This is a genomic window from Kitasatospora sp. NPDC036755 (assembly GCF_040636595.1).
Classification (GTDB): Bacteria; Actinomycetota; Actinomycetes; order Streptomycetales; family Streptomycetaceae; genus Kitasatospora.
Genome location: NZ_JBEZUT010000282.1, coordinates 1 through 11,335, shown reverse-complemented (window position 1 = coordinate 11,335; position 11,335 = coordinate 1). Strand labels below are relative to the sequence as shown.

Here is an 11,335-nt window from a genome sequence, read left to right as displayed (position 1 = left end):
GCCACGATCGAGGTCTGCACCTCGGCGAGCAGCTCCAACTCATCGTCAGCCGTGACGAGTTCGCCGAGCCTGCGGTCTCGCGCAGCGGGGTTCGGGCCCCGGCGGCTACGACGGGCGGCGTCCCCAGCAGGAGACCATCATCCAGGCGGTGTCGGCGAAGGCCGGGTCGTCCAGGTGGGCGACCGCTGACGCGATCTGCTCGGCCGTCATCAGCCCGGTCGCGACGAGGCCGGGGGTGGCCTGGGCGAAGCAGCGGCGCCAGAAGGCGTCCTCGGTCGGGTCCGTCCCGCAGACGGCCACCCGGATGGTCATGCCGATGTCGGTGAGGCCCGCGCGGGCCATGGCCGCGGGGATGCGGCGGGCCCAGCCGTGGTCGGTCCCGTGGATCCGGGCCAGCAACCGCTGGCACGCCTCCAGCAGCCCGGCGAACTCCGGGTAGGGGGAGGCCTCGGCCGGGAGGTAGGTGGGGTCCTCGACGACGAGCCACCCGCCGGGCGCGAGCCAGCCGGCCATCCGGCCGAGGGTGAGCCCGGGGTCGGGAAGGTGGCCGAGCAGGGCCCGCGCGTGCACCAGGTCCTGGGAGTCCGCCGGGAAGTCGTCGCGGGTCACGTCGTGCCGGGCGACCGTCATGTTGGCGGGCACCGGCGACTCCCGGAGGAGCGCGGTGTCCAGGTCGGTGGCCGTGACCCGGCCCTCGGGGCAGCGGGCGGCGAGCCACCGGGCGATGGAACCGTGTCCGGCCCCCGCCTCGACGCAGTGCCAGTCCGCGCGGACCCCGAGCTGTTCGAGGACGGCGACGGTGGCCGGATCGTTGAGCTCCTCCAGCAGCCGCAGGCGTTCGCGCTCGCCGTCCGTGCCGTGGGCGAGGACGCCGTCCTGGTAGACCGGGCTGTTCATCGTTCACCGTCCAGGTGTCGGGCCACGACGGGGGTGAAGTCCCCGCGGCAGGTCAGCTCCAGGCGGCTGCCGGTGGCGGGTCGGAAGTAGAGCACGGTCCGGCCGCCGGACTCCGGGCCCTCGTGGGGATTGTGGCCGCCGCCGTCCGCCCGCATGGCCAGCGGGCCGGTGAGCAGGGACCGCAGCTCGTCGAGCAGCCGCTCGCTCGGGGCCTCGACCAGGAGCGCCGTGTGGCGTTCCCGGTGCCATCGGCGTTCACCGTCGATGGCGGGCCGGGTGGCGGCGGTCGGCGGCAGGCAGAAGAGCTCCACCCCGGCCGCGCCGGGGGCGGAGGCGTGGACGATGCTGACGTCGAGCTGCCGGTGGTCGAGGCCGTACCGGTCCGCGAGGCGCCGCCGTACGACCACGCTGGGCACGGTGGACGTGGGTGTCCACCGGCGTCGCAGAAGATACGCTTCGGCCTCCACGACCGTGGCCGGGAAGACGAGCGTGGCGACGTGGTCGACGTGGCAGTGCGCGGCGACGGTGTCGATCGCCGCCCGGCCGGTCTCCGCGCCACCCGTCGTGCCGGGCGGCACGCGCGGCGCACCCAGCACGCCCGGCACGTCGGCCTCGCCGGCCCACCGCAGCAGTCGGTCCAACTCGGCCGCGTCGGCCGGGTGGAGGGGGCTCACGGCCGCCGGCCCGGATCGGTCATCGGGCTGTTCCACTCGCGCATCAGCGCGACCAGCCGGCCCGAGTAGCTGCGTTCCGCCTTCACGTACGTGCTGCCGCCCGCGCCGAACGACCAGGCGACGGCGTTCATCTCCTCCTCGTCGTGCGAGGGGGCGCCGCGGAAGAATCCGGCCAGCCGGTCGTTGACGTGCGGGAACCGCCCGGCGGGCAGCCGGAGGGCGTAGACGCCGACGCGCTCGATCTCCCCGGTGGCGATCCGGAGCGTCACCGCGAAGGTGTGCCCGTCCGGGGCCGTGAACGCGACCATGTCCCGGAAGGTCGCCTCGTCCGGCTTCCCAGCCCGGGACAGGGCGAGCAGGCGCTCGGCCCCCTGCCGGTCGAGCCCGTCCCGGGTGCGGAAGTACAGGTTGGCCGTGTCGTTCTGGTGGTCCACGGCCACGTGCCGCACCGAGGTCAGGCCCAGGTCGCGGAAGCGGTCGTGGTGGCGGCGGATGGTGTCGGGGACCCCGGGGGTGTCGAGGATCTTGTCCAGGGGCCGCATCCCGCCGAGGTAGATCCAGGTCTTGACCAGGCCCCGGACGGCGTCGAAGTCGCACAGCTCCGTCGAACCGTCGTAGAGGGAGCTCCACGAGGAGATCAGTCCGGCCGTCCCGCTGCGGGGGTCGAGCAGCCCGGCCCTCGCCCCGATGTCGACGGTGTCGACGGGAACGCGGTCGTAGAAGCGGTAGTTCAGCGCGCCGCCGGGCTTGTCGTTGGTGCGCCACAGGACGGCTCCCCGGTGGAAGCTCTCCTCGTAGGCGTCCAGCACCCGGCGGGTCACGGGCGGGGAGTGGTCGATCCCCAGCAGGTCCGCGGTGGCGGCGAGGTCCTTGAGGAACCGGGCCGGCGAGAAGTCGGCGGTGGAGGCCATCAGGGGTTGCTCCCGTTCGTTCGTGGAGACGGTCGAAGTATCTCGAAGATCATTCAACTGGACGTCGGATCCCGTGGCCGACCGGGTGGTGCTTGCCGAATGACCGGATCGGATCGGTCCTGTTGATCTTTCGGCCGTCGCGGGTGCGTATTCGGTACAAGTGGGACCGTTTGTGGCGGACCGCTGTTAGGCTGCGCGCCTGAATGCGAACTCTCCACGATGTGACAGGACTTGGAAGAGACGGTGAAGGGCCGCCCCCGCGCCGTCGCCGACACCCGAGGAAGCGCGTGAGACCCGAAGACGTCCCCCTGCTGTTCCAGGAACTGGCCCGTGAGTTCGCGGAGGTGACCGACATGTCGGTGGCGGCGACCGGGTCCTTGGCCCGCGGCGACCACCGGACCGGCCCCGGTGGTGACATCGTCTCCAACCTCGACCTGGTCCACGTCGTGGCCGAGGACGCCGACGTGCCGCGGACCCGCGCCCTGCTGGGGCGGAAGATGCGGCGGATCTCCGACACCTTCCGGATCGAGACGACCTCCGTCATCGCCAGGCTCCCCGCGTTCAAGCGGGCCGGCCACGCCCACTACCGGATCAGCATGCGCCCGCAGTGGTTCGGCGACGGTCTCGGGCTCGGGGCGGAGGCCTTCGCCCCCGACGGGCGGGACGAGGGCGACCAGCGCACCGCGCTGGCCTGGATGGTGCAGCCCGTCCCCTACTACCTGGCCAAGGCGACGGTCGTGGACCCGACGACCAACCTGGCCAAGGCCCGCAGGGCCGCGATCCGGCTGGCCGACCGGTTCGACCTGGCGGGGATCCGCGAGGGCCTCGACAACCTCCCGCGCGCCCTGGGCGACCTGATCGCCGAACGGGGCGTCACCCCGCTGGAGTCCACCGCCCGCTACCTCGAAGCCCCCACCCACCCGGCCGTCGCGCAGATCGTCCGCGACGCGGTCTTCGTCGAGAGCATGGGCCTGCCGTCCGGGGACTCGATGGTCATCCTGCTCCCGTCCGGGCCGAACTGACCCCGGTACCGACAGCAGCGCCGACACCGGCGCCGACGCCGGCACAGGTGCCTGAACCGACCACGGCGCCGACGCCGACCATGGCGCCGATGCCGATGCCGATGCCGATGCCGATGCCGACCACGGCGCCGACGCCGACCACGCCACCCGCACCGACCACGACCGGAGAGGCCGGAGAACGCCCCATGCCCACTCGGCAGCACGTGGAGATCCTGCCCCCGCACCCGCTGCGGGCCGGCTACGACCGGGCCCTGGAGCGCGGGTCGATCGCCGACCGGTTCCAACGGCGCCTGGAGCCCGCCAACTTCACCCCCGGCTACCTCGGCGCCCTGACCGAGGACGTCGAGCGGGCCCTGGAGCGGGACCGGGCGGACGAGGCCATGCGATGGCGCCTGGCGTTCCTGCTGCTCCAGAACAACGCCACCGTGGCCGCCGTGGACCGTGCCGCCGAGCTGCTCGCCGGGGCCACCCTCCCGCCGGCCGTCCGGCTGGCCCACCTGGTGGCCGGCATCCGTGAGCGGGCCGACCGGCCGCGTGCGGGCCGTCGGGTCCGGCGGGTCAACTGGTCGATCAACAACCGCTGTCCGATGTCCTGCCAGGGCTGCTACAACCCCTTCGCGGCGGAGCAGATCGACCTCTCCCAGGCCGAGCTGATCATCGGGAAGCTGGCCGCCCACGGGACCACCGACCTGGTCCTGGCCGGGGGCGACCCGCTGCTGTGGCCGCCGATCTTCGACGTGGTCGACCGTGCCGTCGCCGCCGGCCTCAAGGTCGGTCTCGACACCACCGGCTACACGCTCACCGCCGGGAAGCTCGACCGGCTGCGGGGGCTGTCCTCGTTGCGGCTGCCACTGGACGCCGTCACCGCGGACGTGCAGCGGGCCTTCCGCCGCAGCCCGGACGCCAAGCTGCTCGACGCGCTGCTGGAGTCCCTCGCCCTGTGCGACGCCGAGGGCTTCGACCGGGTGCGGGTGCACACGGTGGCGAGCGCCGAGAACCTCCACCAGCTGCCGGAGCTCGCCGCCGAGGTGATGTCCCACCCCTCGGTCGCCCAGTGGGTGGTGTTCCAGTGGTGGGGCCGGCGGGCGTCGCCGGCTGTGGTCCGCAGGCTCGGGGTGGCGGTGGAGGAGGTCCGCGCCGTCCTGGAGGGGATCCGGCGGGAGTACCCCGGCCGGGAGATCCACCTCGCCGAGAGCAGTGAGCGCGAGCTGCTGAACTGGATGATCCAGTCGAGCGGGCAGGTCGTCACGTTCGGTTCGGGGGCGGAGGAGGAGTTCATCCTGGGCAACCTCCTGACCGACGAGGTCGAGGAGATCCTGACCCGTCCGATCCTGGACTTCGAGGCCATGTCCCGGGGGATCCCGGTCACTCCGGGGACGGCCTTCGGGCCCCCGGACGCCGAGCGGGGCTGAGGGCCGGGGCCCTCCCGGCTGATAACGGAACGGTTGCGGAGCCCGTCCTTCCGGCGTCAAGGTCTTGACGACACGGGGAGGGCGGGCGTTTGCTGTGTCCGCTCGTTGGAACCTGTTTGGTTCTGGTCTGTTTTGTGTGTTTGAACGTTCAAAACGCCCGAGCCCCCCACCGCCCCCTTCGCATCACAGCCTTCCGGCGTCACCCCACCGAGAGGAATGCAATGTCACACCTTTCCCGGCGCGACCTTCTCCGCGCTTCCGGAGCCGGCCTGCTGGCCGTCGCCGCCGGCGGCACCCTCGCGGCCTGCGGCGGCGGCTCCGGCTCGGGAGGCGCCACCGGCGGGGACGCCGACACCGGCACGATCACCGTCTGGTCCTGGGCCACCGCCGCCGACGCACTGCGCGGGATCGTCCCGGCCTTCGAGAAGGACAACCCGGGGATCAAGGTCGACGTCCAGGACATCGGCGAGCCGGCCATCTGGGACAAGATCACCGTCGGCCTGGCGGCCGGCGGCCAGGGCCTCGGCGACGTCCTGCACATCGGCTGTGACTACCTGCCCGGCTACCAGGAGAAGTTCCCCGGCGGCCTGGCCGACCTCTCCGCGCTCGGCGCCGACGCCTACAAGGACAAGTTCGCCAAGGGCCTGTGGCCGGTCGTCACCGGCAAGGACGGCCACGCCTACGCGCTGCCCTGGGAGGTCAACGCGCTGGGCTTCTTCTACCGCAAGGACTACTTCGACAAGGCCGGCATCGACCCCGAGACCTTCGCCACCTGGGACGACCTGCTCGCCGTCGCCGACCGCTTCAAGGCCGCCAACCCCGGCGTCGCGCTGATCGGCGTCAACCGGGCCGCCAACCCCACCCCCGACCTGGACTTCCTCCAGGGCCTCATGCAGCTCCAGGGCGCCTTCTACTTCGACCTGAACGGCAGGATCACCGTCGCCTCGGAGCCGGCCGTGCGCGCCCTGACCATCATCAAGAAGCTGGACGAGGCCGGGCTGATCGGCGACACCCCCGGCGTCCAGAGCTGGCCGCCGGTCATGAAGTCCGGCAAGCTCGGGGCCGCCGCGATGCCGACCTGGGTCGCCCACTACCTGGAGAAGAAGTTCCCCGACCAGAGCGGGAACTGGCGCCTCACCAAGCCCCCGGCGGTCACCCCCGGCGGCAAGCGCACCGCCCTGGTCAACTCCACCCACCTCGCCGTCGCCGCCTCCAGTCCGCGCCGCCGCGCCGCCTGGAAGTTCGTCGAGTACGCGCTCACCCGCCCCGCCTCCGTCAACACGATGTTCAACGCGGGCGGCGTCTTCCCGGCCCTCACCGAGGCCTACGGCGACCCGATGTACGCCGCGCCCAGCGACTTCTACGGCGGCCAGGCGGTGCTCAGGACCTTCACCGACCTCGCCAACGAGGGCGGCGACCCCACCAACTACTCCGGCGACTACGCCCGCGCGCTCAAGCTCGTCAGCGACGCCCAGACCAAGGTCTTCCTCAAGGGCGCCGACCCGGCCGCCGTCCTCCAGGACGCCGCCAAGCAGCTCGCCCAGCAGACCGGGCGCGGTATCGCATGAGTGCCGCCAGCCCGCCCGCCGGCCTCGCCGCGGGCGCCGCGAGAGCCCGCCGCGCCCGCCGGCGCCGCGCCGCCGTACCGTACCTGCTGCTCGCCCCCGCGCTGCTCGCCTTCGGCGTGTTCAAGGCCTACCCGATCGTCGACTCGCTGCTGCTGTCCTTCACCACCGGCTCCGGAGCCGCCACCCGCGACGCCGGCCTCGCCAACTACCGGCGGCTGCTGGACGACCCGCTGTTCTGGACGGCGCTGCGCAACACCGGCGAGATCCTCGTCATCCAGGTCCCGCTGATGCTCGGGCTGGCCCTGCTGATGGCCGTCGGCCTCAACTCGGCGCTGGTGCGCTGGCGCACGGTCTGGCGGCTCGGCGTCTTCATGCCCTCCGTCACCGGCCTGGTCGCCACCGGTGTGATGTTCGCCTACCTGCTCAAGGCCGACGACGGTGCCATCAACTGGGTCCTGAACGCGCTCGGACTGCCCTCCGTGGACTGGCTGGGCCAGCCGGTCTGGGCCCGGATGGCCGTCGTCGTGGTGCTCACCTGGCACTACACCGGCTACAACGCCGTCATCTACCTGGCCGGACTCCAGTCCATCCCCAGGGAGTTGTACGAGGCCGCGATGGTCGACGGGGCCGGCCCGGTCCGCCGCTTCACCTCCATCACCGTCCCCGCGCTGCGCCCGGTGCTGCTGTTCACGGTGGTGCTCTCGACGATCGGCACGCTCCAGCTCTTCGACGAGCCGTACGTGCTGACCGGCGGCGGGCCGGACAACGCCACCCTGACCGTCTCCATGTACCTGTACCAGAACGGCTTCCGGTTCTTCGACTTCGGCTACGCCTCCGCCATCGCCTACGCGCTCACCCTGATCGTGTCGGTGCTCGGCGCCCTCCAGATGCGCCTGATGGGAGAGCGCGACAAGTGACGTCCACGAGCACGACCCCCGAGAACACCGCCCCGAAGGGCGCCGACCCCCGTGCCAACCGTCTCAAGCGGCTCCGCGGCTGGCCGCTGACCTTCTTCCTGGCCGCCGTCACCGGGCTGTCGATCGCCCCCTTCTACTGGCTGGTGGTCTCCGCCACCCGCAAGGACACCGAGGTCTTCGACTGGCCGCCCAAGCTGCTGCCCGGCGGGAGCCTCGGCGAGAACCTGAGCCACCTGGAACAGAAGATCGGCCTGCTGCGGGTGGTCGGGAACTCCCTGCTGGTGGCGGGGATCCAGACCCTGGGCGCCCTGGTGGTGGCGCTCCTCGCGGGCTACGCCTTCGCCAAGTTCCGCTTCCGCGGCCGCACCCTGCTCTTCGCGCTGCTGCTCTCCACCCTCGTCGTGCCCGAACAGGTCACGCTGGTACCGCTGTTCAAGATGATGACGGACTTCGGCCTGCTGGACACCTACCCGGCGCTGATCCTGCCCGGCCTGTGCGTGCCCTTCGCCGTCTTCCTGATGCGGCAGTCGCTGAGCAGCCTGCCCGACGAACTCCTGGACGCCGCCCGGGTCGACGGCGCGGGCGAACTCCGGGTGCTGTTCAGCGTGGTGGTGCCGGTCATGCGGCCGGTGCTCGCGGCGCTGTCGATCTTCCTCTTCCTGGGCTCCTGGAACCAGTTCGTCTGGCCGCTGATCGCACTGCGCAGCCCGGAGATGCACACCCTGCCGGTCGCCCTGGCGACCCTGCACGGCAACAAGTCCAACACCGACTACGGCGCGATCCTCTCCGGCACCGCGCTGTCCACCCTGCCGATGATGGTCCTCTTCCTGGTCCTCCAGCGGCAGTTCATCTCCGGCCTGCTGGCCGGCGCCACGAAGGGCTGAGCATGACCGAGACGAACGACACCGCCGCGGCCGAGGTCTGGGAGCCGCACGCCCCCACCGCCGGCCCCCTGCGCGCGCTGTACGCCGACGGCCTGGACCTGCGGGTGAGCGGCACGGGCACCGCCCGGGGCGTCGCCGACGGGGTGGTGGAGGTGACCGCCGAGGGCGCGGGCGAGGTCCGGATCGAGTGGCGGGTGCCCTGCGTCGACGCCACCGCGCTGTGGACCCCCGAACCGCGCGGCACCGGCTGGCTGCCCGCCGCCTGGAGCGCCCCGCGCCGCACCTCGCTCGCCAACGGCGCGCCGATCGCCGCGCTGGTCGGCACCGGGGACGTCGCCCTGTGCGCCTTCGCCGCCGAGCGGCCCGACGTGCTGGCCGGCGCCGGAGTGGTCGAGGAGACCGGCGAGTTCCGGTTCTGGGCCCAGGCCACCGGCCGGCTCACGGTGCGGATCGACACCTCGGGCCGGCACTTCGGCCGCGCCCTGGCCGACCTCGCCGCCTGGTGGGGCGAGGGCCGCACCGCCGACATCCCGGACGCCGCCCGCCGGCCCGCGTACTCCACCTGGTACTCGATGCACCAGGACATCACGCCCAAGGGCGTCGAGACCCAGGCCGCGCTCGGCAAGGAACTGGGCCTGGACGTGATCATCGTGGACGACGGCTGGATGACCGCCGACCGCACCCGCGGCTACGCCCACTGCGGCGACTGGGAGCCGGTCTCGCTGCCCGACACCGCCGCCCACGTCCGCCGGGTGCACGACCTGGGCGTGCGCTACATGCTCTGGTACGCGCTGCCGTTCATCGGCAAGGACAGCGCCGCGTTCCGGGAGATCGGCCACCTCGCCCTGGCCGACGCCGCCCACATGGGCGCGATCGTCGCCGACCCGCGCCACCCCGAGGTCCGGGCCTTCCTCACCGACCGGCTCGTCCGCGCCGTCGAGGAGTGGGGCATGGACGGCCTCAAGGTCGACTTCGTGGACTGGTTCGCCCGCGCCGCCGAGAGCGCCGACGCCCCGGCGGCCCCGCCCGGCGCGGACTGCGCGACCGTCGACGAGGGCGTGGAGCGGCTGCTGGCCGCGATCCGGGCCCGGATCACCGCCGCGAACCCGGAGGCGATGATCGAGCACCGCCAGCCGTACGTCAGCCCCGGCCTGTGGCCGTACGCCACCATGATCCGCGCCACCGACTGCCCGCTCAGCCCGCAGGAGAACCGGCAGCGGACCGTCGACGTGCGGCTGGCCGCCGGGCCCGTCCCGGTCCACGCCGACATGCTGATGTGGCACCGGGGAGAGCCGGCCGAGCAGGTCGCCTGCCACCTGATCAATGTGCTGTTCTCGGTGCCGCAGGTCTCCGTCGACCTCGCCGCGCAGAGCGAGGGCCAGCGCGAGGCGATCGCCTTCTGGCTCGGCGTCTTCCGCGAGCACACCGCGACCCTCCAGCTCGGCGAGCTCCTCCCGGCCCGACCGGACCTCGGCTACCCGATGGTCACCGCGCGCGGCACCGGAGCCGCGGCCGGCACCGTGGCCGTGGCCCGCTACGCCGCGCTGCCGGTGGACGCCTCCGGCGACGACTGGCACACCCTGCTGGTCGCCAACGCCGACGCCGACCAGGACGTCCGGCTCACCGGAGGCCGCGGGCAGGTGGCGGTGACGGTGCGGGACGCCCGGGGGCGTATCGTCCGGCAGGGCGAGGTCGAACTGGGCCCGGCGGACGCGATCCCCGTGCCGCGCGGCGGGCTGCTGACCCTGCGCCGCTGACCCGCCCCCCGGGGCTCGGGGTCGCCCCCCGGGCCCGGGGTCTGTCGTCGAACTCGCGTCTGGAGAGAACCGCATGCCCGAGGGACCGCACCGGCCGCGCCGCGGCGCCACCACGATCGAGGAGGTCGCCCGGGCGGCCGGGGTCTCCCGGCAGACCGTCTCCAACACGCTGAACGCGCCGCAGCGGGTCCGGCCGGAGACACTGCAGCGGGTGCACACGGCGATCCGCGAACTCGGCTACCAGCCCGACCAGTCGGCCCGCTCGCTGCGCAGCGGCGCCCGCCGCACCATCGGCTACCTCTCGCCGGTCGACGACCCGTTCGACCCCAACCCGCTGATGGCCGGCTTCCTGGAGGCCCTGGTCGACGCGGCCGGGGCGGCGGGGCAGCGGGTGCTGCTGTTCCGCCCGGCGCAGGGCACCGCCGACCCGGTGGCCGCGATCGACGAACTGGTGGCGGCCCGTCAGGTGGACGGACTGGTGCTGGCCGACGTGCTGCGCGAGGACGTCCGGATCGCCCACGCGGCCCGGCTCGGTGTCCCGTTCGTCAGCTTCGGACGGACCGGACCGGGGGAGCCCCAGCACTGGGTGGACATCGGCAACGAGGCGGCGATGGCCGAGACGGTGCGCCACCTCGCGGCGCTCGGCCACCGCCGGATCGGCTACCTCGGGGCCGCCGAGGAACTGCCCTGGATGGCGGCGCGGCGGGCCGGGTTCCTCGCCGAGGCCCGGCGGTCGGGCCTGTCCGCGGTGGCCGTCGGCCCCGCGGACGCGGCCCAGGCCGGGGCGGGCTCGGTGGTGGCGTCCGTACGGGCGCTGCTGCGCGGGCCCGACCGGCCCACCGCCTTCGCGGCCGGCAGTGACCTGCTGGCGCTGGACCTCTACGAGGCCGTCCGGGCCGAGGGGTTGGTGGTCGGGCCCGGCGGGATCGCCGTCACCGGCTTCCACGACACGCCGCTCTGCCGCCACCTCCACCCCGGGCTGACCTCCGTGCGGCTGCCGCTGCGGGCGATCGCCACGGCGCTGGTCGAACGGCTTTTGGCCCGGGTGCGCGGGGAGGCGGTGCCGGCGGAGGGGCTGGTACTGCCCACCGAGCTGGTGGTGCGGGGCAGTTCGGGCCGCTCGGACCAGCCGGAGCCGTCCGGCTGGTCGGGCTGGTTCGGGTAGCCGCGTCCTGCGGTGCCCCGGCGGACCGCAGCGACCTAGGGCGTGTCTGACAATTCCCGCCGGGCGTGCGACGCCGGGGCACGCACCTCGCCGCGTTGTCGTCGGTCGCCAATGCTCCGCAGTGGCTC

Annotated in this window: 11 protein-coding genes; 7 read left to right on the top strand and 4 right to left on the bottom strand. The window is 73.2% G+C overall.

The features are described 5' to 3' along the window. Nucleotides 1-105: 105 nt before the first annotated feature. Genes AB0E96_RS31330 through AB0E96_RS31320 form a run of 3 tightly spaced genes read right to left on the bottom strand, consistent with a single transcriptional unit; the run spans nucleotide 106 to nucleotide 2,482 of the window. Complete coding sequence (locus AB0E96_RS31330; protein ID WP_359829155.1) at nucleotides 106-897, bottom strand: class I SAM-dependent methyltransferase; 792 nt, start codon at nucleotides 895-897, stop codon at nucleotides 106-108. After that, nucleotides 894-1,571 (bottom strand): hypothetical protein, encoded by a 678-nt coding sequence (locus tag AB0E96_RS31325; protein ID WP_359829154.1) that lies wholly within the window; start codon nucleotides 1,569-1,571, stop codon nucleotides 894-896. Before AB0E96_RS31325 ends, AB0E96_RS31330 begins: the two co-directional genes overlap by 4 nt. Continuing rightward, the gene (locus AB0E96_RS31320; protein WP_359829153.1) at nucleotides 1,568-2,482 is read right to left on the bottom strand and encodes an aromatic prenyltransferase; all 915 of its coding nucleotides are present in this window, start codon (nucleotides 2,480-2,482) and stop codon (nucleotides 1,568-1,570) included. Before AB0E96_RS31320 ends, AB0E96_RS31325 begins: the two co-directional genes overlap by 4 nt. A 287-nt stretch (nucleotides 2,483-2,769) precedes the next feature. Here AB0E96_RS31320 and AB0E96_RS31315 point away from each other — a divergent pair, with 287 nt between their 5' ends. Further along, nucleotides 2,770-3,504, top strand: a complete 735-nt coding sequence (locus AB0E96_RS31315; RefSeq protein WP_359829152.1) for a hypothetical protein — start codon at nucleotides 2,770-2,772, stop codon at nucleotides 3,502-3,504. Here AB0E96_RS31315 and AB0E96_RS31310 read toward each other — a convergent pair. Next, nucleotides 3,476-3,691 carry a hypothetical protein gene (locus AB0E96_RS31310; protein ID WP_359829151.1) on the bottom strand — a complete coding sequence of 72 codons (216 nt, stop codon included), beginning with the start codon at nucleotides 3,689-3,691 and terminating at the stop codon, nucleotides 3,476-3,478. The genes AB0E96_RS31315 and AB0E96_RS31310 overlap by 29 nt on opposite strands. On the opposite strand from AB0E96_RS31310, the gene AB0E96_RS31305 reads away from it, so the two are divergent. The 6 genes from AB0E96_RS31305 (at nucleotide 3,690) to AB0E96_RS31280 (ending at nucleotide 11,207) form a co-directional block, all read left to right on the top strand. Continuing rightward, nucleotides 3,690-4,916 (top strand): radical SAM protein, encoded by a 1,227-nt coding sequence (locus AB0E96_RS31305; RefSeq protein ID WP_359829150.1) that lies wholly within the window; start codon nucleotides 3,690-3,692, stop codon nucleotides 4,914-4,916. The two genes, AB0E96_RS31310 and AB0E96_RS31305, sit on opposite strands and share 2 nt — an antisense overlap. 221 nt (nucleotides 4,917-5,137) lie before the next feature. Beyond that, nucleotides 5,138-6,484 carry an extracellular solute-binding protein gene (locus AB0E96_RS31300; protein WP_359829149.1) on the top strand — a complete coding sequence of 449 codons (1,347 nt, stop codon included), beginning with the start codon at nucleotides 5,138-5,140 and terminating at the stop codon, nucleotides 6,482-6,484. Further along, complete coding sequence (locus AB0E96_RS31295) at nucleotides 6,481-7,401, top strand: sugar ABC transporter permease (protein ID WP_359829148.1); 921 nt, start codon at nucleotides 6,481-6,483, stop codon at nucleotides 7,399-7,401. Before AB0E96_RS31300 ends, AB0E96_RS31295 begins: the two co-directional genes overlap by 4 nt. Beyond that, nucleotides 7,398-8,285, top strand: a complete 888-nt coding sequence (locus AB0E96_RS31290; protein WP_359829147.1) for a carbohydrate ABC transporter permease — start codon at nucleotides 7,398-7,400, stop codon at nucleotides 8,283-8,285. The genes AB0E96_RS31295 and AB0E96_RS31290 overlap by 4 nt, the downstream gene beginning before the upstream one ends. A 2-nt stretch (nucleotides 8,286-8,287) precedes the next feature. Next, nucleotides 8,288-10,042 (top strand): glycoside hydrolase family 36 protein, encoded by a 1,755-nt coding sequence (locus AB0E96_RS31285; protein ID WP_359829146.1) that lies wholly within the window; start codon nucleotides 8,288-8,290, stop codon nucleotides 10,040-10,042. A 73-nt stretch (nucleotides 10,043-10,115) separates the two neighbouring features. After that, nucleotides 10,116-11,207 carry a LacI family DNA-binding transcriptional regulator gene (locus AB0E96_RS31280; RefSeq protein WP_359829145.1) on the top strand — a complete coding sequence of 364 codons (1,092 nt, stop codon included), beginning with the start codon at nucleotides 10,116-10,118 and terminating at the stop codon, nucleotides 11,205-11,207. Nucleotides 11,208-11,335: the final 128 nt, after the last annotated feature.